Source organism: Streptomyces violens (genome assembly GCF_000717745.1).
Classification (GTDB): Bacteria; Actinomycetota; Actinomycetes; order Streptomycetales; family Streptomycetaceae; genus Streptomyces; species Streptomyces violens.
In genome coordinates, this window is sequence record NZ_JOBH01000005.1 from 236,648 (window position 1) to 262,013 (window position 25,366).

The 25,366-nt window shown below is 73.4% G+C and carries 24 protein-coding genes; 16 read left to right on the forward strand and 8 right to left on the reverse strand.

Annotated elements, in window-relative coordinates:
* Positions 1-116: 116 nt before the first annotated feature.
* Positions 117-1,163 (reverse strand): DUF3027 domain-containing protein, encoded by a 1,047-nt coding sequence (locus IF04_RS0111760; RefSeq protein WP_030254483.1) that lies wholly within the window; start codon positions 1,161-1,163, stop codon positions 117-119.
* A gap of 397 nt (positions 1,164-1,560) precedes the next feature.
* On the opposite strand from IF04_RS0111760, the gene IF04_RS0111765 reads away from it, so the two are divergent.
* From IF04_RS0111765 to IF04_RS0111780, 4 genes are all read left to right on the forward strand, one after another.
* Entirely contained in the window at positions 1,561-2,982 is a 1,422-nt protein-coding gene (locus tag IF04_RS0111765; protein WP_030254487.1) for an MFS transporter, read from the forward strand.
* A 106-nt stretch (positions 2,983-3,088) separates the two neighbouring features.
* Positions 3,089-3,604 carry a hypothetical protein gene (locus IF04_RS0111770; protein ID WP_030254491.1) on the forward strand — a complete coding sequence of 172 codons (516 nt, stop codon included), beginning with the start codon at positions 3,089-3,091 and terminating at the stop codon, positions 3,602-3,604.
* 29 nt (positions 3,605-3,633) lie between these two features.
* Positions 3,634-4,362 (forward strand): futalosine hydrolase, encoded by a 729-nt coding sequence (locus IF04_RS0111775; RefSeq protein WP_030254493.1) that lies wholly within the window; start codon positions 3,634-3,636, stop codon positions 4,360-4,362.
* Positions 4,359-5,210, forward strand: coding sequence for a 1,4-dihydroxy-6-naphtoate synthase (locus tag IF04_RS0111780; RefSeq protein WP_030254496.1), 852 nt, complete (start codon positions 4,359-4,361; stop codon positions 5,208-5,210). Before IF04_RS0111775 ends, IF04_RS0111780 begins: the two co-directional genes overlap by 4 nt.
* A 65-nt stretch (positions 5,211-5,275) precedes the next feature.
* Here the strand turns inward: IF04_RS0111780 and IF04_RS40110 are convergent, their stop codons facing one another.
* Entirely contained in the window at positions 5,276-5,659 is a 384-nt protein-coding gene (locus IF04_RS40110) for a cold-shock protein (protein WP_030254499.1), read from the reverse strand.
* 181 nt (positions 5,660-5,840) lie between these two features.
* Between IF04_RS40110 and IF04_RS0111790 the strand changes: the two genes are divergently transcribed.
* Positions 5,841-6,140: a hypothetical protein gene (locus IF04_RS0111790; protein ID WP_223733094.1), complete on the forward strand. Its 300-nt coding sequence runs from the start codon at positions 5,841-5,843 to the stop codon at positions 6,138-6,140.
* On the opposite strand, the gene IF04_RS0111795 is transcribed toward IF04_RS0111790, so the two are convergent.
* Entirely contained in the window at positions 6,113-6,742 is a 630-nt protein-coding gene (locus IF04_RS0111795; protein ID WP_030254506.1) for an HAD family hydrolase, read from the reverse strand. The genes IF04_RS0111790 and IF04_RS0111795 overlap by 28 nt on opposite strands.
* 139 nt (positions 6,743-6,881) lie before the next feature.
* On the opposite strand from IF04_RS0111795, the gene IF04_RS0111800 reads away from it, so the two are divergent.
* From IF04_RS0111800 to IF04_RS0111815, 4 genes are all read left to right on the forward strand, one after another.
* The gene (locus IF04_RS0111800) at positions 6,882-7,913 is read left to right on the forward strand and encodes a FecCD family ABC transporter permease (RefSeq protein ID WP_030254509.1); all 1,032 of its coding nucleotides are present in this window, start codon (positions 6,882-6,884) and stop codon (positions 7,911-7,913) included.
* Positions 7,910-9,001: a FecCD family ABC transporter permease gene (locus IF04_RS0111805; RefSeq protein WP_030254513.1), complete on the forward strand. Its 1,092-nt coding sequence runs from the start codon at positions 7,910-7,912 to the stop codon at positions 8,999-9,001. The genes IF04_RS0111800 and IF04_RS0111805 overlap by 4 nt, the downstream gene beginning before the upstream one ends.
* Positions 8,998-9,822: an ABC transporter ATP-binding protein gene (locus IF04_RS0111810; protein WP_030254515.1), complete on the forward strand. Its 825-nt coding sequence runs from the start codon at positions 8,998-9,000 to the stop codon at positions 9,820-9,822. The genes IF04_RS0111805 and IF04_RS0111810 overlap by 4 nt, the downstream gene beginning before the upstream one ends.
* Positions 9,823-9,893: 71 nt before the next feature.
* On the forward strand, positions 9,894-10,922 hold the full coding sequence (locus tag IF04_RS0111815) for an ABC transporter substrate-binding protein (RefSeq protein WP_030254517.1): 1,029 nt from the start codon (positions 9,894-9,896) through the stop codon (positions 10,920-10,922).
* A gap of 61 nt (positions 10,923-10,983) precedes the next feature.
* Here the strand turns inward: IF04_RS0111815 and IF04_RS0111820 are convergent, their stop codons facing one another.
* Positions 10,984-12,030 (reverse strand): hypothetical protein, encoded by a 1,047-nt coding sequence (locus IF04_RS0111820; protein WP_030254519.1) that lies wholly within the window; start codon positions 12,028-12,030, stop codon positions 10,984-10,986.
* Positions 12,031-12,199: 169 nt separating this feature from the next.
* Between IF04_RS0111820 and IF04_RS0111825 the strand changes: the two genes are divergently transcribed.
* Together IF04_RS0111825 and IF04_RS0111830 are read left to right on the forward strand one after the other, a co-directional pair.
* Positions 12,200-14,755, forward strand: a complete 2,556-nt coding sequence (locus IF04_RS0111825; protein ID WP_030254521.1) for a helicase C-terminal domain-containing protein — start codon at positions 12,200-12,202, stop codon at positions 14,753-14,755.
* Between the two features lie 136 nt (positions 14,756-14,891).
* Positions 14,892-16,541 (forward strand): DNA repair helicase XPB, encoded by a 1,650-nt coding sequence (locus IF04_RS0111830; RefSeq protein ID WP_030254524.1) that lies wholly within the window; start codon positions 14,892-14,894, stop codon positions 16,539-16,541.
* A gap of 173 nt (positions 16,542-16,714) precedes the next feature.
* Here the strand turns inward: IF04_RS0111830 and IF04_RS0111835 are convergent, their stop codons facing one another.
* Positions 16,715-17,905 (reverse strand): glycosyltransferase 87 family protein, encoded by a 1,191-nt coding sequence (locus IF04_RS0111835; RefSeq protein ID WP_281179658.1) that lies wholly within the window; start codon positions 17,903-17,905, stop codon positions 16,715-16,717.
* 265 nt (positions 17,906-18,170) lie between these two features.
* Entirely contained in the window at positions 18,171-18,398 is a 228-nt protein-coding gene (locus tag IF04_RS0111840; RefSeq protein ID WP_245654372.1) for a hypothetical protein, read from the reverse strand.
* A gap of 263 nt (positions 18,399-18,661) precedes the next feature.
* On the opposite strand from IF04_RS0111840, the gene IF04_RS0111845 reads away from it, so the two are divergent.
* Entirely contained in the window at positions 18,662-20,749 is a 2,088-nt protein-coding gene (locus tag IF04_RS0111845; protein ID WP_030254533.1) for a HelD family protein, read from the forward strand.
* Positions 20,750-20,769: 20 nt separating this feature from the next.
* Here the strand turns inward: IF04_RS0111845 and IF04_RS0111850 are convergent, their stop codons facing one another.
* Entirely contained in the window at positions 20,770-21,471 is a 702-nt protein-coding gene (locus IF04_RS0111850) for a copper homeostasis protein CutC (protein WP_030254537.1), read from the reverse strand.
* A gap of 151 nt (positions 21,472-21,622) precedes the next feature.
* Here IF04_RS0111850 and IF04_RS0111855 point away from each other — a divergent pair, with 151 nt between their 5' ends.
* On the forward strand, positions 21,623-22,330 hold the full coding sequence (locus IF04_RS0111855) for an HD domain-containing protein (RefSeq protein ID WP_245654373.1): 708 nt from the start codon (positions 21,623-21,625) through the stop codon (positions 22,328-22,330).
* A gap of 93 nt (positions 22,331-22,423) precedes the next feature.
* Here IF04_RS0111855 and IF04_RS39045 read toward each other — a convergent pair whose 3' ends face one another.
* On the reverse strand, positions 22,424-22,579 hold the full coding sequence (locus IF04_RS39045; protein ID WP_169746126.1) for a hypothetical protein: 156 nt from the start codon (positions 22,577-22,579) through the stop codon (positions 22,424-22,426).
* Between the two features lie 233 nt (positions 22,580-22,812).
* Here IF04_RS39045 and IF04_RS0111865 point away from each other — a divergent pair, with 233 nt between their 5' ends.
* From IF04_RS0111865 to IF04_RS0111875, 3 genes are all read left to right on the forward strand, one after another.
* Positions 22,813-23,646, forward strand: a complete 834-nt coding sequence (locus IF04_RS0111865) for a helix-turn-helix domain-containing protein (protein ID WP_030254547.1) — start codon at positions 22,813-22,815, stop codon at positions 23,644-23,646.
* Positions 23,636-23,953, forward strand: coding sequence for a DUF397 domain-containing protein (locus IF04_RS40235; RefSeq protein ID WP_078600187.1), 318 nt, complete (start codon positions 23,636-23,638; stop codon positions 23,951-23,953). Before IF04_RS0111865 ends, IF04_RS40235 begins: the two co-directional genes overlap by 11 nt.
* Positions 23,954-24,062: 109 nt before the next feature.
* Positions 24,063-25,355, forward strand: a complete 1,293-nt coding sequence (locus tag IF04_RS0111875) for a Cmx/CmrA family chloramphenicol efflux MFS transporter (RefSeq protein ID WP_051831131.1) — start codon at positions 24,063-24,065, stop codon at positions 25,353-25,355.
* Positions 25,356-25,366 lie beyond the last annotated feature (11 nt).

A 25,366-nucleotide genomic window follows, 5' to 3' on the forward strand; every position in this document is an offset into this window, starting at 1 on the left:
CTCGGGTGCCCCGGATCCGGCCGGGGTACGACACGCCGATCCGGCCTGGCCGTAAATGAGGCCGGGCCGGTGTCAGCGGTGGCGCCGGGGGCTCGGCTGCGGCCGAGCTCCCCGTCTCAGCTGTGGCCGAGCTCCTCGGCCGGCTCGCCCTCGGAGACCGAGCCGCTCGTGCGGTCCGGGCGCAGCGGCATCGGCTCGACGACCGTCTCGTCGATGACCGGCGCCGCCGGGCGCGGCGGCTTCGGCATCACGGCGGCCTCGGAGTGCCCGCCGCAGCCGTACGCCAGCGACACGACCCGGCCGTCCGCCGGGGAGAACTCGTTCGCGCAGACGCCGAACGCCTGCCGCAGCGAGCCGGCGAGCGGGACGAGGAAGCCGCAGCTCATGCAGGCGGCGGGGGCGGCCTGCGCCATCGGGGTCTTGGCGCCGTACGCCTCTTCCCAGCGGTCGGCCGCGGTGTGCAGGCCGTACCGGGAGAGCACCCGGGCGCGGCCCATGCCCAGCTCCTCGGCGACCGCGGCGATGCTGCCGCGGGCCGGGGCCGTCGCCTGGTGCGCGGGGGTGCCGGCGAGCACGTCCGCGTCCTCGGCCTCGGCCAGCTCGGCGAGCGGGCCCCTGGCCGCCTCGGCGGCCTCGTCGGCCTGCGTGCTGTCCGCGGCGGCGCCCGGCTGCGCGGCCCGTGCCGCGTCCGCGAGGTCCGCTGCAGTGGGGCCGACCGCGGCGGCGTCCGGCGAGCCGGGGGCGACCGGCGACACGCCCACGCCGCCGTTGTCGCCGAAGATCTCGTCGGCGGCGAACCCGGGCTCCAGCCGCAGGTCGTCCGCCTCCGTGGGCAGCAGGTCGCCCGGGCCCATGTCGCCGGGGCGCAGCCGCTCGCTCCACGGCACCCACTCCGGGGCCAGCAGCGCGTCGGGCCCGGGCAGCAGTACCGACTCGTCGAGCGTGACGACCTTGGCGCGGGAGGCGCGGGCGACCGTCACGGCCCAGCGCCAGCCTCGGTACCCAGGCTCCCTGCATTCGAACAAATGGGTAACGACGCGGTCCCCGTCGGCCACGGCGTCGACGTGCTCACCGACCATGCCCGGGAGGGCGGCCTCCTCGGCCGCCGCACGGGCGAGTTCGACGGCCTCGGCGCAGAGGCGGTCGGGCGTACGGCTTCGCATCGCAGCACTCACAAGAATCGATTCTCTCTTCCACGCCGTCTCACGAGCGCGCCGGCCGGAGCCGTCCTGATCCTGTCCGGACGACCGACGGGCCGGGGCGGGCGGAGCGGACCTGGGGACCGCGTCGACGTCCGCGCCCGATCAGCCCTCCAGAAGCAGCGCGCCTCTACGAACCATTCTGCGGGATCGCGGCAAGGCGCGCGGCCAAGAGCGACCGCCGGTGGCGCGCTACACACGCTACCCCTTCAATCGTGTACGACCCCCCGGCGGGAGCGGCAAATGTCACCGGCAGCCGCCACGGGCCCCTCCGCCACGCCCGCAGAACCCGGGCAGGACCCCATGAAAACCCATCGAAACTCATGGAAACTGCCATCAGTTGGGCGAGTTGGGGCAGCGTTTGGGGCAGTATGACGACGTGGCCGCCGTCAGGGCATCGACCAAGGGCAGAGGCGGCCCGGTCCGTGGCGCGGGCCGGGCCGCGGGGCGCGCAGGCCGCGCGTGCCGGACCGCCGGGGCCGCCGTGCGCCGCCCTTTCACCGCCACCGGGCGCGGCATCCGCCGGGCGACACACGCGCACGGCGCGGGCGAGTCGGGCCTCGGCAAGCTGATCGAGCTGCACGCGGTGAACTCCGCGGGCGACATGCTGATCACCGTCGCGCTCGCCTCGACGGTCTTCTTCTCCGTCCCCACGGACCAGGCGCGCGGCCGGGTGGCCCTGTACCTCGCGGTCACCATGGCCCCCTTCGCCCTCCTCGCGCCCGTCGTCGGGCCGCTGCTGGACCGGGTGCCGCACGGCCGGCGCGCCGCGATGGCCGGGGCGATGCTGGCCCGCGCGGTGCTGGCGCTGACCATGTCGGGCGCGGTGGCCACCGGAGGGCTGGAGCTGTACCCGGCCGCGCTCGGCGTGCTGGTGTCCTCCAAGGCGTACGGCGTGGTGCGCTCGGCGGTGGTGCCCAGACTGCTGCCGCACCGCTTCTCGCTCGTGAAGGCCAATTCGCGAGTCACCCTCGCGGGGCTGCTGGCCACCGGCGTGGCGGCCCCGCTGGGCGCCGGGCTGCATCTGCTCGGCCCGGCCTGGCCGCTGTACGGCGCGTGCGTGGTGTTCGGCGTCGGCGCGTTCCTGTCCTTCACGCTGCCGCACAAGGTCGACTCGGCGCGGGGCGAGGCGCCGGCGCCGCTGGCGGCAGGGCAGCGGGCGCGCCGCCCCCGGCCCGGGCTGCGGACGGTCGGCCGCTCCGTCCTGCACGGCCTCCAGGCCAACGCCGCACTCCGTGCGCTGTCCGGCTTTCTCATCTTCTTCCTGGCGTTCCTGCTGCGGGAGCAGCCGCTGGGCGGGCTGAGTCCGGCGCTGTCGCTGGGGCTGGTGGCGGTCGCGGCGGGCACCGGGAACGCGCTGGGCACCGCGATCGGGGCCTGGCTGCGGGCCCGCGGCCCGGAGGTGATCATCGCGGTGGTGCTGACGCTGGCCCTGGGCGTCACGGTCACCGCGGCCGTTTTCTACGCCGTACTGGCGAGCGTGGTGGTGACCGCCACCGCCGCGGCCGCCGGGCTGTGCCAGGCGCTGGCGAAGCTGTCGCTGGACGCGCTGATCCAGCGGGACGTGCCGGAGTCCTTCCGTACGTCCGCGTTCGCGCGGTCCGAGACGGTGCTGCAGCTCTCGTGGGTGGTGGGCGGCGGGTTGGGCATCGCGCTGCCGCTGCACGGCGTGCTGGGGCTGGCGGTGGCCGCGGCGGTACTGGCCCTGGCGGCCGCCGTGACCGTGCGGGGACTGCTGACGGCGGACCGCCAGCATGGCTCCGCACGCGCCCGCGTGGCGTGATCCACGGCGCGCCGCGCGTCCCCGCGTGGCGTAACCCGCGGCACACGGAGCAGCGCGCACCGTACCCCGGCGTCGTGCGGGCCCGGCGGCCAGATAGCCTGCCCGCATGACCGCGTTCTCCTCCTCGCTCCGGGGCAAGGGCCGCCGTGCCGCCGCCGCCGCGGGCGCCGTGTCCCTGGGACTGCTCGTCCTCTCCGCCTGTGACCAGCCCACGCCGCGGGCCACCGTGACCGCCGGCCAGGACACCGTCACCGCCGAAGCCTCCTGCTACGAGGACGGCAAGACCCTCGGCGACCTCACTGCCAAGAAGAAGGCGGAGCAGGCGAAGTTCGAGAAGTGCCTGACCTCCGAGCCGGACCAGACGCTCACCGTGCACCCCGGTGACAAGGTGCGCCTCGGCGTCGAGCCGGACATGGCCGAGCAGGGGTGGATCGCGATGTCCAACGGCATGCCGATGACCAGCCTCAGCAAGCAGACCTACACCTCGATCGACGGGGACCAGGTCTTCTACAACCAGCAGACCCGCCAGATGTCGGACTCCACGACGATCTCGATCATGACGTCCAAGGGCGGCAAGTACACCGGCATCTGGAACATCAAGCTGAACCGCGCCTCGTCCTGAGTGCCGCACCCGAGCCGCCCGGTCCACTGATGCACATCCTGGTCGTCACCGCCGTCCCCGCCGAACGCGACGCGGTCACCGCCGCGACGGCGGGACGTCCCGAGCGCATCCCCGTACCGGGCGGCTTTGAGCTGCACCGAACAGGGCAGCACGAAGGCCCTGAGGGCCCGTACACCCTCGACGCCCTCGCCGCCGGCGTGGGCCCGGCCGCCGCGGCGGCCGGCACCGCCACCGCGCTGACCGCCGCCGCGCTCGGCGGCCGCCGCTACGACCTGGTCGTCTCGGCCGGCATCGGCGGCGGCTTCGCGCCCGGCGCGCCCGTCGGCTCGCTGGTCGTCGCGGACGAAATCGCCGCCGCCGACCTCGGCGCCGAGTCCCCCGACGGCTTCCTGCCGGTCACCGCGCTCGGCTTCGGTACGGATACGCACCGCCCGTCCGAGGACCTCGTGGCCGCCGTCGCCGCGGCCACCGGCGCGCTGCCCGGCACCGTCCTCACCGGCTCCACCGTCACCGGCAGCGCGGCCCGCGCGAAGGAGCTGCTGGCCCGCCACCCACGCGCGCTCGCCGAGGCGATGGAGGGCTTCGGCGTCGCCGAGGCCGCCGCCGCGCACGGCGTGCCGGTGCTGGAACTCCGTACGATCTCCAACCCCGTCGGCCCGCGGGACCGCGCCGCCTGGCGGATCGGGGAGGCGCTCGCCGCCCTCACCGCCGCCTTCGCCGATCTGCCGCGAGCCCTGTCCGCAAGGAGCACGCCATGAGCCAGGCGCTCAGGATCGCGTTTTCGCCCTGCCCGAACGACACGTTCGTCTTCCACGCGTGGACGCACGGGAAGGTCCCCGGCGCCCCGGCGCCCGAGGTCACCTTCGCGGACATCGACCTCACCAACGGCATGGCCGAGCGCGGCGAGCTGGACGTGCTGAAGGTGTCCTACGCCGAGCTGCCCTGGGTCCTGGACGAGTACGCGCTGCTGCCCTGCGGCGGCGCGCTGGGCCGCGGCTGCGGCCCGCTCGTGCTGACCAAGGACGCGGCCATCCCGGCCGACCTGGCGGGCCGTACCGTCGCGGTGCCCAGCGAGCGCTCCACGGCCTACCTGCTGTTCCGGCTGTGGGCCGCGGACCAGGTGCCCGGCGGCGTGGGCGAGGTCAAGGTCCTGCCGTTCGACGAGATCATGCCCGCCGTGCGGGACGGGCTCGTCGACGCCGGACTGGTCATCCACGAGGCCCGCTTCACGTACCAGAACTTCGGTCTGACCTGCCTGGCCGACATGGGCGAGCACTGGGAGACCACGACCGGGCTGCCGATCCCGCTCGGCGCGATCATCGCCAAGCGGTCGCTGGGCGAGGAGCGGCTGCGCGAGCTGGCCCGCACGATCACCACGTCCGTACGCATGGCGTGGGACGACCCGGAGGCTTCGCGCGCTTATGTGCTGGAGCACGCGCAGGAGATGGACCCGGCCGTCGCGGACCAGCACATCGGGCTGTACGTGAACGAGTTCAGCGCGGACCTGGGCGAGGACGGCTACGCGGCGGTGCGCGGACTGCTCACCCGTGCCGCGGCCGAAGGGCTCGTACCGCCCCTCGCGCCGGACGCGCTGAAGTTCGTATGACGGATGCCCCCGCGGGAGACCGCGGGGGCATTTCCGTTGCGCCCTGCTCGGACGTTCAGCCCTGCTCAGACGTCCAGCTGGTCGGCGACCGCGCGCAGCATGCCCGCGATCTTGCCGCCGTGTGCCTTGTCCGGGTAGCGCCCGCGCTCCAACTGCTGCGCGACGCCTTCCAGGAGCGTGGTGAGGTCCTGCACGATCGACGCGAGCTCGTCGGGCTTGCGCCGCTGGGCGGCCGCGACCGACGGCGCGGGGTCGAGGAGGGTCACCGAAAGCGCCTGGTCACCACGCTGGCCCGCCACCACGCCGAATTCGACGCGCTGGCCCGGCTTGAGTGCGTCCACGCCGGCGGGCAGCACCGAAGAGTGCACGAAGACGTCACCGCCGTCGTCGCGGGAGAGAAAGCCGAAGCCCTTCTCGCTGTTGAACCACTTGACCTTGCCGGTAGGCACGTCTGTCCTCGTCCTCGTACTCGTCGGGAAAACTTGGGGTAGCTGCGCACACAACAGCTCTGGATAGCAGTGCAGCGGGTCTGCGACCCGCCGCTACCCAAGGCTAATGGTCCGGGGCCTGGTGACAAGACGTCGCCGGGTGGTTCCTCAGCGCTTCCGGCCGGGGACTTACCCTGGTCGTGTGTCTGACAATCCTTCCGTGCGGGGTGCGACCCCGGCGACTCCCGAAGGTCCGCGCGCCGGGGACCTGCTCGTCCGGATCGGCGCGATCGTGTTCCTTATTGGCGCCTTCGCCACTCTCGCGACGATGGCGCCCCTTTTCCTCGGCTCCGACCCGCTGCCCTGGGTCTTCTACTGGATGTGCATGCTCATGGGCGCGGGCTTCCTGATCGCCGCCGCCGGCGTGCTGCGGTCGGTCGCGGCGCAGCGCCGTCAGGCGCGCGAGGCGTCCGCTCAGCCTCGCGAGGCGTCCGCGAGGTAGCCCTCCAGCCAGGCCGGGAAGGCGGTCAGGCCGGGCAGGACGACGTCCGCGCCGGCCTCGCGCAGCTCCTCCTCGGAGCACGGGCCGGTGGCCACCGCGACCGAGAGCGCGCCCGCCGCCCGCGCGCCGCGCACGTCGCCGGTGTGGTCGCCGACGTAGACGCTCGCGCCGTACTCGCGCAGCGCCTCGGCCTTGCCCTCGGCCCACAGCGAGCCGACGACCGCGTCCGCGTTGATGTCCAGGTGCTTCAGGTGCAGCTTGGCGTTGGGCTCGTACTTGGCGGTGACGACGATGGCACGGCCGCCCAGGCGCTGGACGCCGGCGATCGCCTCGCGGGCGCCTTCCATGGCGAGCGTGCCGGTGATGGCGTGCTCGGGGTAGAGCGCGCGGTAGCGGTCGGCGATCTCGGCGACCTGGTCCTCGGGGAACCAGTTGCGGATCTCCTGCTCCAGCGGCGGCCCGAGCCGGGTGGTCACGAGGTCGGTGTCGATGTACGTACCGGTGGCCGCGGAGAGCGCGGCGTAGGCGTCCTTGATGCCCGGACGGGAGTCGATCAGGGTCATGTCGAGGTCGAATCCGACCGTCAAGGTATGCGTGGCCATGGCACCCATTGTGCCTCTGGCCCTGAGGGCCACATTCCGTACACTTAGCGTAGCCTTACCTTCATCCTCTGCAGGCGTACGACTCCGCACGGCTGCGTACGTACCCATCTGAACACTGCGCTCCCGCGAAATGGAACCGATGTCGTCAGTCGCCCTGGCCGGCAGCCCCAGAAGCCCTCTGGTGCGACGCCGCATCTGCTGGACTGCCGCGGCGGCACTCGCCCTGCTGCTCGCGGTGCTCCTCTCCCTCGCGGTCGGCAGCCGCGCCTTCCCGCCGCGCCAGGTGATCGACGCGCTGCTGTACGGCGGGGACAGCGAGGCCGCCCAGGTCGTGCTCTTCCTGCGGCTGCCCCGCACCCTCGTCGGACTGCTGGTCGGCGCCGCACTCGCGCTGGCCGGCACGGCGATGCAGGGCATCACCCGCAACCCCATCGCCGACCCCGGCATCCTCGGCATCAGCCAGGGCGCCTCGGCCGCCGTGGTGATGGCCATCGCCTTCGCCGGCGTCCACTCGCTCTCCGGCTACGTCGGCACCGCCTTCGTGGGTGCCGCGCTCGCGGCCGTCTTCGTGTACGCGATCGCCGCGCGCGGCCGCGGCGGCGCCACCCCTGTCAAGCTCGCGCTGGCCGGCGCCGCGATCAACGCGCTGCTGGTCGCGGTGACCATGGCCGTGCTCACCACGAAGTCCGCCGCGCTGGACGAGTTCCGGTTCTGGCAGGTCGGCTCGCTGACCGGCCGGGACGCCGCGGTGGCCGCCCAGGTCTGGCCGTTCCTGCTGGTGGGCGCGGTGCTGGTAGTGGCTGTCGCGCGCGGCCTGGACGCCCTGGCGCTCGGCGAGGACGTCGCCAGGGGGCTCGGCCAGAAGGTCGCCACCGTACGGATCGTGGGCGGGCTGGGCGCCGCGGTACTGACCGGCGCGGGCGTCGCGGCGGCCGGGCCCGTCGCCTTCGTCGGCCTCGCCGTACCGCACCTGGCCCGCGCCCTCGTCGGCAGCGACCACCGCTGGGTGCTGCCGATGGCCGCGCTGCTCGGCCCGGTGATGGTGCTGGTCGCCGACACCGTGGGCCGGCTCCTCTTCCCGCCCTCGGAGGTGCCCGCCGGCGTGATGACGGCCCTGATCGGCGTCCCGTTCCTGGTCGCCCTCGTCCGGCGGAAGGCGGTGGCGGCATGACCTCCACCTCGGCCCCCGCCGCTCCTGCTCCGATACGTCCCGCCGGATACGCGCTGCTGCGCGCCGGCAAGGCCGCGTTCCTGATCCACCGGCGGGCCACGGCCGTCGCCGCCGTGCTCATCGCGGTACTGGCCGCCGCCTGCTTCGCGTACCTCTCGCTCGGCGAGCGTTCCGTGCCGCCCGCCGAGGTGCTCAAGGTCGTGCTGGGGCAGCCCTCGTCGCACGAGCTGGTGGTCGGCACGCTGCGGCTGCCGCGGCTGTGCGTCGGGCTGCTGGCCGGCGCCGCCTTCGGCGTGGCCGGCGCGCTCATCCAGACCGTCGCTCGCAACCCGCTCGCCAGCCCCGACATCATCGGCATCACCCAGGGCGCGAGCGCGCTGACCGTCGGCGCGATGACCTTCGGCGTCGGCTCCTACGCCGTACTGCCGTACCTGTCCGTCGCGGGCGGCCTGCTCGCCGCGGCGCTGGTGTACGTCTTCGCCTGGCGCGGCGGTCTGCACGCCGTCCGCTTCGTCCTCATCGGCATCGGCTTCGCCGTCGCCCTGCGCTCGGTCACCCAGCTGTTCCTGACCAAGGGCGACTACCTGGTGGCCCAGAAGGCCCAGGTCTGGATGGTCGGGTCGCTCAACGGCCGGGGCTGGGACGAGGCCGTCCCGCTCGGCTGGGCGCTGCTCGTGCTGATCCCCTTCGTGCTGTGGGCGGCCCGCGCGCAGCGCACCGTCTCGATGGACGACGACACCGCGACGGCGCTCGGCGTACGGCTGGGGCGCACCCGGCTGGGCCTCGCGACCCTCGGCGTCCTGCTGGCGGCGCTGGCCACCGGCGCGGCCGGGCCGGTCGACTTCGTGGCGCTGCTGGCGCCGCAGATCGCCCGCCGGCTGACCCGTACGGCACAGATACCGCTGCTCTGCTCGGCGCTGCTGGGCGCGTGCGTCGTGGTCCTCGGCGACCTGCCGGCCCGCATGCTCTTCGCGCCGACCGAGCTGCCGGTCGGCGTGCTGACGGCGGCCATCGGCGCCCCGTACCTGATCTATCTGCTCGTGAGAGGGCACAGCGTCCGCCGCCGTGCCGCGGGAGGAACAGCGTGACCACCACCGGCGACCGCACCGCGAGCAGGCTCACCGCCCGTGGCCTGACCCTCGCCTACGAGGACCGGACCGTCGTCGACGGGCTGGACCTGGAGGTGCCGCACGGCGCCGTCACCGTCATCGTCGGGCCGAACGCGTGCGGCAAGTCCACGCTGCTGCGGGCCCTGGGACGGCTGCTGAAGCCGCGCTCGGGTGCGGTACTGCTGGACGGTACGGACCTCGCCCGTATCCCCACCAAGAAGATCGCCCAGTCGGTCGGGCTGCTGCCGCAGACGCCGGTCGCGCCCGAGGCGATCACCGTCGCCGACCTCGTCGCGCGCGGCCGCCAGCCGCATCAGCACTGGTGGCAGCAGTGGTCGGAGGCGGACGAGCGGGCGGTCACCGAGGCGATGGCCCGTACCGACATCGCCGACCTCGCCGACCGGGCCGTCGACGAGCTCTCCGGCGGCCAGCGGCAGCGCGTCTGGATCGCGATGGCGCTCGCGCAGGAGACCGACCTCCTCCTGCTCGACGAGCCCACCACGTACCTGGACATCTCCCACCAGGTCGAGGTGCTGGACCTCGTACGCCAGCTGAACCACGAGCGCGGCCGCACGGTCGTCGCCGTCCTGCACGACCTGAACCAGGCCGCGCGCTACGCCGACCACCTGGTGGCGATGAAGGCCGGGCGGATCATCGCCCAGGGCCCGCCCGCCGAGACCGTCACCGCCGACCTGGTACGCGACGTCTTCGGCCTCGACTCGGTCGTCGTCCCCGACCCCGTGACCGGCTCCCCGCTGGTCGTACCCGGCCGGCCCTGGCAGTCCCCGGCCGGCGGCTGACCGTCCCCGCCCCGGGCGGTCTCCCCCTCCGCTCCGGGGCCTTCCCTCCGCTCCCTCCGAAAGGCCCTTCCATGGTCACCTTCTCCCGCACCCTCCGTACCGCCACCGTGCTGGCCGCGGCCGCCGTCACGCTGACCGCGTGCGGCGCCACCGGCGCCACCGACGGCTCCAAGGACAGCGCCGGCGGCTCCTTCAAGGCCACCGACTGCCCCACCCAGCCCAAGACCACCTGGGCGAAGCCGGCCGACGGCGCGCACACCGTGCCGACCGCCATGGGCGACGTGAAGGTCCCCGCCGCCCCGAAGCGCGTCGTCGTCCTGGACACCGCCGAGCTGGACTCCGCGCTCACCCTGGGCGTGAAGCCGGTCGGCGCCACCCACGCCGACGTGGAGTCCGGCTTCCTCTCGTACCTGCCCAAGGACAAGGTCGCCGGCATCAAGGACGTGGGCACGATCGGGTCGCCCGACATGGAGGCGGTCGCGGCGCTGAAGCCGGACCTCATCCTCACCAGCAAGATCCGTGACGCCCAGCGCTACGACCAGCTCAAGAAGATCGCCCCCACGGTGATGACCGAGACCACCGGCTACCCGTGGAAGCAGAACTTCGCCACCCACGCCGACGCGCTCGGCAGGATCTCCGAGGGCAAGAAGGTCGCAGCCGCCTACGAGAAGCACGCGGCGGAGGTCACCGACGCGCTCGGCGGCCCCGAGGCGGCGGCGAAGAAGACCACCAACGTCGTCCGCTTCGTCGAGGGCGCCGACACCCGCGTGTACGGCTGCCAGAGCTACATCGGCGCCGTCCTGGACGACATCGGCACCGCGCCCACCGACGTGGTGAAGAACGCCAAGGACGGCCTGATGGCCGAGATCGGGCCCGAGCAGATCACCCGGGCCGACGCGGACGCGATCTTCTACACGGCCTACGGCAGCCCCGAGAAGTCCAAGGAGACCCAGGTCACCGGCGGCGCGCTGTGGAAGAACATGAAGGCCGTGAAGAGCGGCAACACCTTCCGCGTCAACGACGAGCTCTGGCTCCAGGGCATCGGCTACACCGCCGCCGACAAGATCCTCGACGAGCTGAAGAAGGACCTGACGAAGTAAGAACCTCCGTCCGGGCTTCCGGAGACCGCTCATCGCGGCCGTCGCCGCGCGGGGGCTGCTCTCAGCGCGGCCGTCGCCGCATCCGCCACACCAGGAAAACGGCGGAGGCGACGGCCGCGACGCGCACGACCACCGGCAGCGCTTCGGTCAGCTCGGCACCCAGCTGTCCCTGGGCGAGGTCATCACCCCACTTGTTCGCGAACCGGCCCCACAGCCAGACCAGCACCGAGCCGCACACCAGCCCGGGCACGCCCAGGGCCGCGAACTTCGCCTCGGCGCGCGAGAGCTTGCGCGAGGAGTACGCGACGAGCCAGCCCACGGCCAGCGCCAGCCAGCTCCCGATCACCGCACCGGCGACCAGCAGCACGACCGCCAGCAGCAGTACCGGGCTGGGCTTCGGCCGCGGTACCACGACGGCCTCACCGGCCTCCTCGGCCTTCTCGACAGGCTCCGCAGCGGCCGCCGCGTCCCGGCGCCACGGCAGGGCCTTCCCCGTGGCCTTCTTCAGCACCCCGGGCAGTCCGCGCGGCCCCGCGTCCTCCGTACCTGCCGCGTCCTCCCCGTCCTCCTCCTCGTCGGTCTCCGGCGGCCGCCGTATTTCCGCGATCTCGATCCCGCCGACGAAGCCCGGCACGGTCTCCCCTGCGGCGTACGGCTCCGCCGACACCCGCCACCAGTCCGGCTCCTCCTCGTCCGTCGCGTCCCGGTCACCCAGCTCGTCCAGGCCCGCCAGATGCGGCGGCGCGGCCCCCTGCTGAGGCACCATCGGCTGCGCGCCGTTCCGCGGCGCCGGGAGCGCGACCGACTTGCCCGGCCGCTTCAGCAGCGAGGGCAGCGCGCCGGACTTCCGCTCCGCCGCCCCGCCGGACGGCTCTTCAGGCACCGGCACCTCGCCGTTCACCGCCGCGGTCACCACAGCCTCCGGCGTGCCCAGCCGCGCGAGGATGCGCTTGACGTCGCTGCCGCCCCCGGCCCGTCTCGCGTCTATCTCCGTCCGCAGCCGCGCGACCAACTGCATCCGCTCCCTGGCCGTCAGTCCCCGCCCCTGCGCCAGGTCCCCGACCCGGCTCAGATAGTCGAAGACCAGCTGATCACTCTCGATCCCCACCGAACACCCCTGTGCCAGGCCGATTTCCGCCGCTCCGACGGTACCCCCGCGCGCCGCCGATGCCGCGCTTATCCACAGGCGCGGGACGCCGGTTTTCCACAGGTACCGGACGCCGGCGCCGGGCCCTTGGCCGTCGGCCCCTCCGTCGTCAGGCGGTAACGTGGGGCGAATGAGCGGCAGCCATCCGTCCCCCCGCACGCTGGCCGAGGAGTTGCGCAACCGGCCGGACGACGACCTGTCCGCTCTGCTGCGGTCCCGGCCCGACCTGCTCAACCCCGTCCCCGGCGATCTCACCCAGCTCGCCACCCGCGCCGGCACCCGCGCCTCCGTGGTCCGCGCCGTGGAACGGCTGGACGCCTTCGCGCTGCAGACGGCCGAGGCACTGGCCATCGCCCCGGACCCCTGCCCGTACGACACGCTCGCCGGGCTGATGACGGGCGACGAGGAGGCATCCGGTACGGACTCCGCGCTGCAGGCGGCCGTCCGCGAGCGCCTCCCGGACGCGCTGACGGCGCTCCGCGCCCAGGCCCTGGTGTGGGGCCCGGACGACCGTCTCCGGCTCGTCCGCACCGCCCGCGAACTGCTCACCCCGAGCGCCACCCGCCCCTCCCCCACCGGCCTCGGTCCCACCGTCGCCGAGGCCGCCGCCGGCATGTCGCCCGGCCGCCTCCAGGAGATCGTGACGGCCGCCGGGCTGCCCACCACGCCCGACCCGGTCACCGCCGTCGCCGCGCTGACCTCGCTCTTCGAGGACCGGGAGGCCATGGCGGCGCTGCTCGACGGCGCGCCGGCCGAGTCCCACGCCGTACTGGACCGGCTCGTCTGGGGCCCGCCGTACGGCGCGGTGACCGCGCAGCCCGCGCCGCACCTGCGCTGGCTGCTGGACCGCGGCGTGCTGCTCCCGGTGGGCGCGCGCAACGTCGTACTCCCCCGGGAAGCCGCCCTGCATCTGCGCGCCGGGCGCGCGCACCGGGCGCCGGAGCCGGAGCCGCCCGCCCTCGCGCCGGCCACCGCGCGCGACCCGGAGATGGTGGACCGTACGGCGGCCGGACAGGCGTTCACCGCACTGGCCACGATCGACGAGCTGCTCAAGGAGTGGGACCTCGGCGGCCCGCCCGTGCTGCGCGCCGGCGGCCTGAGCGTCCGCGACCTCAAGCGGACCGCGACGGCCCTGGACACCGGGGTGCACACCGCCGCGTTCTGGCTGGAGCTGGCGTACGCGGCGGGGCTGATCGCCTCGGACGGCGAGGCCGACGAGCAGTACGCGCCCACGCCCGCCGCCGAGGACTGGCGGCAGCTGCCCGCCGAGGAGCGCTGGGTGCGGCTGGCCGCCGCCTGGCTGGCCGCGACCCGTACGGCCGGCCTGGTCGGCACCGCCGACGCCAAGGGCCGCACCCTGGCCGCGCTCGGCCCGCACCTGGACCGCTCGCCCGCTCCCGAGGTACGGCGGCGGGTCCTCGCGCTGCTCGGCGACCTCCCGCCGGGCACGGCCGTGCCCCAGGACGCCGTACTGGCCCGGCTGCGCTGGGAACGGCCGCTCCGCGGCGCCGCCCAGGCCGCCCCCGACGCCGCCCCGGACAACGGGCACGCGCCGGACCAGAACGCCGCACAGACCGCGGCGCACGGTGCGCACGCCGCCCCTCAGGACCTCCGCTCCCGTATCGCCCTGTGGTCCCTCCACGAGGCCGAGCTGCTCGGCCTCACCGGGCGCGGCGCCCTCGCGGGCCACACCCGCGCGCTCCTGGAGACAGGACCGGACGGCGATGACACGCAGGCCCGCCGGGCCGCCGCCGCGGCCCTCGCCCCGCTGCTGCCCACCCCGCTGGACCACGTCCTCCTCCAGGCCGACCTGACCGCCGTCGCCCCCGGCCCCCTGGAGCGCCCGCTCGCCGACACGCTCGAACTGCTGGCCGACGTGGAGTCCAAGGGCGGCGCCACGGTGTACCGCTTCACGCCCGGCTCCGTACGCCGCGGGCTGGACGCCGGCCGGTCGGCCGCGGACATCCAGTCCTTCCTGGCCGCGCACTCCCGCACACCCGTACCGCAGCCGCTCGCGTACCTGATCGACGACGTGGCGCGCAGACACGGGGTACTGCGGATCGGCGCGGCCTCCGCGTACGTCCGCTGCGACGACGACGCGCTGCTGAACGAGATCATGGCCGACCGGCGCGCCGACGGGCTGCGGCTGCGCCGCCTCGCGCCGACCGTACTGGCCGCGCAGGCGGCCCCGGACGCGCTGCTGGAAGGCCTGCGCGCGATGGGCTACGCGCCGGCCGCCGAGTCCGCCGAGGGCGATGTGGTGATCGCCCGCGCCGACGCCCACCGCACCCCGCCGCGCACCGCCCCGGCCCCGGTCCCCGACGGCCCGCCGGCCCCCGACGCGACGCTGCTGGAGGCCGCCGTGCGGGCCATCCGCGCCGGCGACCTCGCGGCCACCGCCGAGCGCAAGCCGGGCCCGGAGGCCGCGGCGCCCGCGCCGGGCCGGCTGCCGCGTACGACGTCCGCCGAGACCCTCGCCACCGTGCAGGCCGCCGCGCTGACCAACTCGGCGCTGTGGATCGGCTACGTCAACGCCGACGGCGCCGCCAGCCAGCGCGTCATCGCCCCGGTCCGGGTCGAGGGCGGCTTCGTCACGGCGTACGACCACACCGCCGACGAGGTCCGCACGTACCCCTTGCACCGCATCACGGGCGTCTCGGAGCTCGCCGACGACGCGGCGTCCTGAGGCCCGCCGCCCGGAGGTTGTCCACAGGCCGGACCGTCCTGCCGCGCCGATGCGGCACACTGGACGTTTGGCCGTACGAACGGCCGGGCCGTGCGGCGACGCCGGCCGGGTGCAGGCGAAGCGAAAGGCGAGGCGCGTGAACGGACCTCTCATCGTCCAGAGCGACAAGACGCTGCTGCTGGAGGTGGACCACGAGCAGGCGGACGCCTGCCGCCAGGTCATCGCCCCCTTCGCGGAGCTGGAGCGCGCCCCGGAGCACATCCACACCTACCGGGTGACACCGCTCGGCCTGTGGAACGCGCGGGCGGCGGGGCACGACGCGGAGCAGGTCGTGGACGCGCTGGTCGCGTACTCGCGCTATCCGGTCCCGCACGCGCTGCTCGTCGACATCGCCGAGACGATGTCCCGGTACGGCCGCCTCACGCTCAGCAAGCACCCCGCGCACGGCCTGGTGCTCACCACCACCGACCGCCCGGTGCTGGAGGAGATCCTGCGGTCGAAGAAGGTCCAGCCGCTGGTCGGCGCCCGGATCGACCCGGACACCGTCGCGGTGCACCCCTCCGAGCGCGGCCAGATCAAGCAGACGCTGCTGAAGCTGGGCTGGCCGGCCGAGGACCTGGCCGGTTATGTGGACGGCGAGGCCCACCCGATCGAGCTGGCGGAGGACGGCTGGTCGCTGCGGCCGTACCAGCAGCAGGCCGTCGAGAACTTCTGGCACGGCGGCTCGGGCGTCGTCGTCCTGCCCTGCGGCGCGGGAAAGACGCTGGTCGGGGCCGGTGCGATGGCGGAGGCCAAGGCGACCACGCTGATCCTCGTGACGAACACGGTGTCCGCGCGCCAGTGGAAGCACGAGCTGGTCAAGCGCACGTCGCTGACCGAGGACGAGATCGGCGAGTACAGCGGTACGAAGAAGGAGATCCGGCCGGTCACCATCGCGACGTACCAGGTGCTGACGACCAAGCGGAAGGGCGTCTACCCGCATCTGGAGCTCTTCGACTCCCGCGACTGGGGCCTGGTCGTCTACGACGAGGTGCATCTGCTGCCCGCGCCGGTCTTCAAGTTCACCGCCGACCTCCAGGCCCGTCGCCGGCTCGGCCTGACGGCCACCCTCGTACGCGAGGACGGCCGCGAGTCCGACGTCTTCTCGCTCATCGGCCCGAAGCGGTTCGACGCGCCGTGGAAGGAGATCGAGGCGCAGGGGTACATCGCGCCCGCCGACTGCGTCGAGGTCCGCGTCAATCTGACCGACTCGGAGCGGCTGGCGTACGCCACGGCGGAGAGCGACGAGAAGTACCGCTTCTGCGCGACAACGGGGTCCAAGCAGCAGGTGACCGAGGCGCTGGTGCGGCGGCACGCGGGCGAGCAGACGCTGGTGATCGGGCAGTACATCGACCAGCTGGACGAGCTGGGCGAGCACCTGGACGCGCCCGTCATCAAGGGCGACACCAGCAACGCGCAGCGCGAGAAGCTCTTCAATGCGTTCCGCGAGGGCGAGCTGTCCGTGCTGGTCGTCTCCAAGGTCGCGAACTTCTCGATCGACCTGCCGGAGGCGACGGTCGCGATCCAGGTGTCCGGCACGTTCGGCTCGCGCCAGGAGGAGGCCCAGCGCCTCGGCCGGGTACTCCGCCCGAAGGCGGACGGCCACGAGGCGCGCTTCTACTCGGTCGTCGCCCGCGACACCATCGACCAGGACTTCGCAGCCCACCGCCAGCGCTTCCTGGCCGAGCAGGGCTACGCGTACCGAATCGTGGACGCGCACGAACTGCTGGCGGACGAGGGGGCGTGAGGGCGGCGGCGCGGGCGGCCGCGTTGTCGGCGGCCCGCGGCCGCGTTGGCTCTCGGCCGGGCTGTCAGTGGTCCCCCGTACTGTGTTGAGAAGGGGGCTCGCGACACCCCCATGGGGGAAGAGCGGGGCGAAACGGTAAGCCTGGCTGTCGCCCGGCTGCGCCCCGACCACCCCTAGCTCGGCGCCCTGGGCGCCGGTACCGACTCCCGCCCCGCCGCCCCCGGCCGGATCAGTGCCCCCGCCGCGACCCCGGTGAGTACTCCCCCGCGCCAGAAGACCGCCGCGAGCAGGAAGGCCACGCCGAGCAGGGGGTACGGCGCGGCCAGTGGCTGTTGCCACCACGGGAGTGCCAGGTCCAAGTCGTCCTTGTGCGGCACCAGCCACATCGTGCGGGCGGTGAACGCCACGGCCAGCACGGCCCATACGGTGCGCCGCCACGCGTCCCGCCGGATGTGCGTGGCCAGTACGGCGAGCAGCGGCACGCACCACACCCAGTGGTGGGACCAGCTGATCGGCGAGACGAGCAGCGCGGTGAGCGCCGTGCACAGCACGCCCCACGCCTCCCGGCCGGCGACCAGCCCCGTCCGGCGGGCCGCCGCCATCCCGATCACGGCCGTCAGCACGGCCCCGGCCAGCCAGACGGCGCCCGGGTGCGTCGTGTGCAGCAGGCGCGCGAGGAGGCCCTGGAGCGACTGGTTGTCGACGATCCACGCCTCGCCGACCCGTCCGGTCTCGTAGAGCCGCTGGGTCCAGAACTCGACGCTGGCGCCGGGCAGCGCGACGATGCCGAGCAGCACCGTGCCGGCGAATCCGGCGAGCGAGACCAGTGCGGCCCGTACCCGCCCGGTGAGCAGCAGGTACACGGCGAAGAGCGCGGGGGTGAGCTTGATGCCGGCCGCGATGCCGATGGCCAGGCCCTTGCCGCGCGCGCCGTCAGGGCGGGTGAGGTCCCACAGGACGAGGCAGGCCAGGGCCAGGTTGATCTGCCCGAAGACGATCGTCTGGTACACCGGCTCCAGCCAGATGGCGAGCGCGGTGGCGACGAGCAGCGAGGGCACGCGGTGGGTGACGCGCAGCCCGGCGAGCCGCGCGGAGAAGTGGATCAGCAGGGCGAGCAGCGCGATGTTGGCGAGTACGGAGGCGAGCTCCAGCACGCCGGGTGAGATCCGCGCCAGCGGGACGAACAGCAGGGCGGCGAAGGGCGGGTAGGTGGCCGGGAGGTGCCACTCGGTGACCGTGAAGCCGTAGAGGTCGCCGCCGGTCAGGACGGAGTCGCCCATCGCCCGGTAGACGAGTATGTCGGAGGTGGGCATCGGCACGAAGAGGTGCACGACGCCGAGCGCGGCCACGGACACGGCGAGCAGTGCTGCCGCGGGGAGCGTGTGGCGGGGGAGAGTACGGCGGGGGTGCGGGGCCGTACTGCGGTCTGCCGGTGCGTCCGGCAGCTCCCGGGTGGTGCGTGGTCTGCCCACGAGGGGCGTTGTCCGCTGGATCGGCTTCCCGTCGGCGGCAGACACGCGGGTGACCCCTCCTCGTCGCCATATGCGGCATGCACAGTGTTTACAGCCTTTACGCCGACGTTAATCGATCACGCACTACATTTCGTGACGCTTTCCGGACGTCCCGATGTCATTCCTTGGTACGGGCGGTGGTCGGGGAACTGTCGTCGGCGTACTCGCCCAGTACGGCGACGCTGAAGGCGGTGCCCGCGAAGACCTTCACGGCCCGCAGGGCGTTGCCCACGGGGTGCCGGTGCTCCGTGTCGTGGGCGACGGCGCTGGCGCCGTGTCTGGCATGGCCGGTCGTTTTGGGATCGGGTGGCGGGTTTATGCGGCTGTTCATCTCTCGGCTGTCCATGTCTCCATGATGGAATTCACCCGGTCGTCGCACATCCGACCAACGACCGATCCGCGTGTCGCCGGGAGTACGGCCCTGGAAGCACCGGCCGATGGCCCACCCCTAAGGGATCCGGACCCTTTTTAATTCGGTCGCGCCCCCACTGCGTGCTGGCTACAATCGCGCGTCTGCCCGCCTCCCGCCGACCCTCGTCGCGGAGCGCCGCCCGCCGGACGGAAACCGGCCGGCCATCCAGACCACCGCAGCCGCCCGGAGGCGAAGCCGTGCCCTCGCACGTCCCTGACCAGAAGGAAAAGCACGACCAGGACGACCACGCCGACCCCCTCGCGCGAGAGCGAGCACATCTCGCCGCCTCCCGCGCCGCGCTCCGCGCCATGCGCGAGGACGCCGAGTCGCTGAACATCAAGGACGTGGCGGCGAACTGGGTCAATGCCCAGATCCTGCAGGGCGAGGTCGAGGCCCGTATCAAGGCGCTCGCCGATCTCTCCCACACCCCGCTCTTCTTCGGCCGCCTGGACTACCTCCACGCGCCGGGCGTCGACCTCGCGGAGGGCGCCGAGGGCGAGGACTTCTACATCGGGCGGCGGCACGTCCACGACGCCGACGGCGACCCCATGGTCATCGACTGGCGCGCGCCCGTCTCCCAGCCCTTCTACCGGGCGTCCAAGAAGGACCCGATGGATCTGCGGCTGCGCCGCCGCTTCGGGTACACCGGCGGCGAGCTGACCGCGTACGAGGACGAGCACCTCACCGATCCGGCGGAGGCGGAGCACGCCAGCAAGCTGCTCCAGACGGAGATCGAGCGGCCGCGCGTGGGCCCGATGCGCGACATCGTGGCCACCATCCAGCCCGAGCAGGACGAGATCGTCCGGGCCGGGATCGGCGGCACCGTCTGCGTCCAGGGGGCGCCCGGCACGGGCAAGACCGCCGTCGGCCTGCACCGGGTCGCGTACCTCCTGTACGCGCACCGCGAGAAGCTGGCCCGCACCGGCACCCTGGTCATCGGCCCCAACAAGTCCTTTCTGCACTACATCGAGCAGGTGCTGCCCGCGCTGGGCGAGCTGGAGGTCAAGCAGGCCACGGTGGACGATCTCGTGGCGCATGTGGAGGTACGCGGTACGGACGACGCCGCGGCGGCCACGATCAAGGGCGACGCGCGGCTGGCGGAGGTGCTGCGCCGCGCCGTGCGCTCGCACGTCACGATGCCCACCGAGGCGTGCGTGGTGGTCCGCGGCTCCCGGCGCTGGCGCGTTCCCGCGTACGAACTGGAAGAGATCGTCCAGCAGTTGCTGGACCGGGGCATCCGCTACGGCGCGGCGCGCGATGCGCTGCCGCAGCGGATCGCGCACGCCGTGCTGGTCCAGATGGAGCGGGCCGGTGAGGCGCCCGACGACCGGGTGCAGGACGCGGTCGCCCGTAACGCCGCGGTGAAGGCCACGGTCAAGGCGGTCTGGCCGCCGGTCGACCCGGCGAAGCTGGTGCTGCGGCTGCTGTCCGACGCGGACTTCCTGGCCGAGCACGCCGACGGCGTGCTCACCGACGAGGAGCAGAAGACGATCCTGTGGACCCGGCCGCCGCGCAGCGTGCGCAGCGCCAAGTGGTCCGCGGCCGATGCCGTCCTGATCGACGAGGCGCACGACCTGGTGGAGCGTACGCACTCGCTCGGCCATGTGGTGCTGGACGAGGCCCAGGACCTCTCCCCCATGCAGTACCGGGCGGTGGGGCGCCGCTGTTCGACCGGTTCGGCGACCGTACTGGGTGACATCGCCCAGGGCACGACCCCGTGGTCGACGGACACCTGGGAGGAGGCACTGGCCCATCTGGGCAAGCCGGGTGCCGCGGTCGAGGAGCTGACCCAGGGTTTCCGTGTGCCGCGTGAGGTCATCGCGTACGCCTCACGGCTGCTTCCGGCCATTGCGCCGGACCTCTCCGAGGCGACGTCGATCCGTGAGTCCCCGGGCGACTTCGAGATCCGCCCGACGGCGGTGGACGCGCTCGACGATGCAGTGATCACCGCCTGCCGCGACGCGCTGGCCAAGGAGGGCTCCATCGGCCTGATCGCCGCGGAGCCGCGCCTCCCGGCGCTGCGCGAGGCACTGGCGGCAGCCGGTCTGGCCACGCTCGGCCCCGGCGAGGAGACCTCGGCGGACGCCCGGCTCACCCTGGTGCCCGCCACGCTGGCGAAGGGCCTGGAGTACGACTACGTGGTACTGGACGAGCCGGCGGCACTCGTGGACGCCGAGCCGGACCACCGGACCGGGCTGCGCCGCCTGTACGTCTGCCTCACGCGTGCGGTGTCCGGTCTGACGGTCGTGCACGCGGCGCCGCTGCCGGAGGAGCTGGCGGGCTGAGGCCTCCTGGGGCGCCTCGCTCAGCCGTCCAGCGCGGCGCGCCAGGTCCGGACGGCGGCCGGGGAGACCGGCGCCGACCAGCCGGCCGGGCGGGCCGCGCCGCCGATGTGGAAGGCAGTGACGCCCGCGGCGCGCAGCCGCGGGACGTGCGCGAGGGTGAGGCCGCCGCCCGCCATGATCTGCGGGCCGTACCCGGGCTCGCCGGCCGCCGCGCGCGCCGCCTCGGCGAGCAGCACGGGCAGCCCGTCGTCGACTCCGGCGGCCGAGCCCGCGGTGAGGTAGGTGTCCAGGCCGGGCCGGTCGTCGAGGCGTTTGCGCAGGCCGTCGCGGTCGGCGGCGCGGTCGATGGCGCGGTGGAAGGTCCAGCGGCAGCCGTTGATCACCTCGGTCAGCGCGTCCACGGCGGCGAGGTCGGGGCCGCCGTCCTCGGCGAGGAATCCGAGGACGAACTGCTCGGCGCCCTCGGCACGGAGCGCGGCGGCGTCGGCGCACAGTGCGTCGAACGTCCGGGCGTCGCCCGCGGCGAAGCCGTCCGCCGCGCGCAGCATGACGCGCAGCGGGATGGTGACGGCGGCCCGGACGGCGGCGAAGGTCTCGCGGGGCGGGGTGAGTCCGTCGGACGCCATGTCCGTGACCAGTTCGAGGCGGTCCGCCCCTCCGGCCTCGGCCGCGGCGGCATCCGCCGCGTCGAGCGCGATCACCTCGAGAATTGGTCTAGACATGTGCTCAAGAGTGCCATACCCGGCAGGCCGGCGCTACGGAGCAACACCGATCCGACGCGAATGCGTCCGGCGCGAACGTGCCCGGCACGCTCCGGCGATCGGCGCGATCACCTGTGGTGAGGCCGCCGGTCCGGATGCGCACAATGGTCGTATGGCTTCCTCCCCGACGGACCGCACGGACCGCATGGACCCGGGTGAACACCTGCGCCGCCGCTGGCACGACGCCGTCACGGCGCTCCGGAACGACGATGCGGCGACCGAGCCCGGCACCGCGATCGCCCTGCCGCCCGACCCCGCTCCGTACGCCGACAACCTGCTGGCGCGCTGGGCCGAGCCGCAGCGCCGCTATCACACGACGGAGCATCTGGCCGCGGTACTGGACCGGATCGACGAGCTCGCTGGGCATGCCGCCGAGCCCGATGTCGTACGGCTCGCGGCGTGGTTCCACGACGCCGTCTACCGCCCGGACCGGTCCGAGAACGAGGAGCGCAGCGCGGCGCTCGCCGAGCGGGCGCTGCCGGAGCTGGGGATCGACGCGGAGCGCACGGCGGAGGTGGCGCGTCTCGTGCGGCTCACGGTCACGCACGATCCGGCCGAGGGGGACAGCAACGGCGAGGTACTGTGCGACGCGGATCTGGCGGTACTGGCCGGGGCGCCGGAGCAGTACGCGGCGTACGCGGCCGCGGTGCGCGAGGAGTTCGCGTTCGTGCCGGACGAGGCGTTCCGGGCGGGCCGGGCCGATGTACTGCGTCAACTGCTGGCGCTGCCGCGGCTGTTCCGTACGCCTGAGGGGCACGACAGATGGGAGCGGCTGGCCCGGCGGAACCTGACCACGGAGCTCGACCTTCTGACGGCATGAGGCGGGGGTGCGGGGGCTGGGGCAGGGGCGGGGGCGCCGGGGTCCGGGGCGCACCACACTCGGGTTCCTACGTGCCGTTCTCGCGCGCCTCGTTCAGCGGCGCTCGCCCCGGCTGCGGGCGTTGGCCAGCGCCGTCCGGGCGGCCAGGCGTTCGCGCGGGGTGGCGGCCCGGGTGTCGGCCGGCAGGCAGTCCCACTCGCGTCCGCCCCCCGGCGGACGGAGCTGTACGTAGGGCCCTTCGTGCCCCATCACCTCCCCGATCCTGCCTAGCCGGGTGTCGAACACATACGAACCCTTCGCCGGGAGCGTCACCGGGTACCTCGCCTCTCCGGTAGCTGACCTCACTGCGCCTCACCGCGCCTCACTGCGCCTCATCGCGCTCCGTGTCGTCTTACTGCTCGTGTCTATATGGTGACGGTCCGGGGTTAAGCTTGACAGAGGGTGACGTCCAACAACACCAGGTGCACGACAGGGAGTGGGCCATGCCGAAGCCGAAACAACTGGATCCGTCGCTTTCACCGAGGGCGCTCTACGGCGCTGAGCTGCGGTTCAAGCGAGAAAGTGCGGGGCTGACGCAGGCAGAGCTCGGGGCGCCGATGTTCGTGAGCGGGTCGTTCATCGGCCAGCTCGAATCGGGCGCACGACGGATGCAGGGGGAGTACGCACGGCGGATCGACGAGATCCTCGGCACGGACGGATTCTTCGAGCGGAACGTCGAAGCCGCCCAGCGTTCCCGCTATCCGGAACACTTCGCAGACGCCGCCGAGTTCGAGGCGATGGCGATCTCGATCAGGGAATACGCCCCGCTGCTCGTCCCGGGGCTGCTGCAAACGGAGGATTACGCGCGGGCCGTTTTCCGCGCGGTGCACCCGGTCGCCCCGGAGGGGGTCATCGACGACTTACTGTCCGCGCGACTGGACCGGGCCCGCGTTCTCGAGGATCCAACAACCCCCCTGTTCTGGGCGGTGCTGGACGAGAACGTGCTGCGCCGCCCTGTAGGCGGTCCGGCCGCGATGCACACCCAGCTCGCTCATATCGCGGCACTCATGCGTCGGAATCGCGTCATCGTGCAGGTGCTGCCGTACGCGGAGGGCGCCCACGCGGCGCTCGAAGGCTCGCTGAAGCTGATGACATTTGCAGATGCACCCCCCGTCGCGTACCTACAAGGCCTTGCAACAGGGCAAATGTTGGACGAGCCTTCGCATGTGGAACGGTACGGCTTGGCTTACGATCTCGTCCGGGCCGCTGCACTGTCACCCGAAGCGTCCCTCGTTCTCATCGAGTCGGCGGCGAAGGATTACCACGATGGTTATTGATCAACACACGTTCCACCCCGCGCGGCACGGTGCCGTTCACGGGGCGGGCCACGGCGCGGAGAGCGCCGCGGTCCGCCGCCCGGCACACCGCGCGCTCGACCTCTCCTGCATCAGCTGGCGCAAGAGCAGCTACAGCGGCGGCAGCGGCGGCGACTGCGTGGAGATGGGTCACGGCGCGCCGGGCGCGGTCCCGGTGCGCGACAGCAAGAACCCCTGGGGCCCGGCGCTCGTCCTGGCCCCGGCGACCTGGTCGGCGTTCGTCACGGCGGTACGGGATGGCGTACTGGACGGGGCCGCCGACGCCTGAGCAGGGCTGACGGATTCGCGGCGGCGCGAACCTCCCGGGAATGTCAGGCGTGTTCATGCTGTTCATGCGTGTCATGCCTGCCCCTCCTGATCGCGCCGAACGCGCCCGTATGCCCATCGCTGTCTACATCCTCGGATTGTCAGTTTTTTCCCTCGGGACCTCCGAGTTCATGCTCTCGGGGATCCTCCAGCCACTGGCCCGGGACATGCACGTCTCAATCCCGCAGGCCGGGCTGCTCGTATCGGCGTTCGCGATCGGCATGGTGGTCGGCGCTCCGACGCTGGCCGCCGCCACGCTCCGCCTCCCGCGGCGCACGACGCTGATCGCGCTGCTCGCCGTCTTCGGCGTCGGCCAGGTCGCGGGCGCACTCGCGCCCTCGTACACGGTGCTCTTCATCTCCCGGGTGGTGAGCGCGCTGGCCTGCGCCGGCTTCTGGGCGGTGGGCGCGGCCGTGGCCGTCTCGCTGGTGCCGTTCACCGCGCGCGCCCGCGCGATGGCCGTGATGGTCGGCGGACTGAGCATCGCCAACATCGCGGGCGTGCCGGCCGGCGCGCTGCTCGGGCAGTCCGCCGGCTGGCGCGCCGCGTTCTGGGGCGTGGCGGTCCTCTCCGCGATCGGCCTCGTCGGCGTGATCGCCTTCGTGCCGCGTACGGAGGTGCCCACGGGCGAGGACCGTCCGCAGCTCCGCCGCGAACTGACGATCTACCGTGACAAGCAGGTCTGGCTCGCGCTCAGCGCCACCGCGCTGAACGGCGCTGCGGTCTTCGCGCTCTTCTCGTACCTCTCCCCGCTGCTCACCGACACCGCCGGGCTCGCCGAGAGCTGGGTGCCCACGGTGCTGGCGCTCTTCGGTGTGGGCGCGCTCATCGGTACCTACATAGGCGGCCGGATCGCCGACGCGCACCTGTTCCCGACCCTCTTCGGGGGCATCATCGCCTCCACCCTCGTGCTGGCGGTCCTTGCGCTCACCGCGCACAACTCCGTAGCCGCGATCGCGCTGTCCCTGATGCTGGGCGTCACGGCGTTCACCACGGCCCCGGCCCTGAACGCCCGGATGTTCAACGTCGCCAACGCCGCGCCGACGCTGGCCGGCGCCACCACGACGGCCGCCTTCAACATCGGCAACACGCTCGGTCCGTGGCTGGGCGGCCTGGTCATCAGCGCACACTGGGGCTACCCGGCCGTGGCCTGGACCGGCGCCGCACTGGCGGCGGCCGCCGTCGCCGCGACCGCCGTCGCGTACCGACTGCAGCGCTCCACGGGCGCGGCGTCCCGGCTGGTGGCGTCCTCGGAGGCGCCGCACGCCCACGAGGCGGCGGCGGACGACCGTGGCGCCGCGGCCGACGACCGTAGCTCCGCGGCGGACGACCGCAGCGCTGCGGCGGGCGGCAAGCGCCTCTGACGGACGGCTCC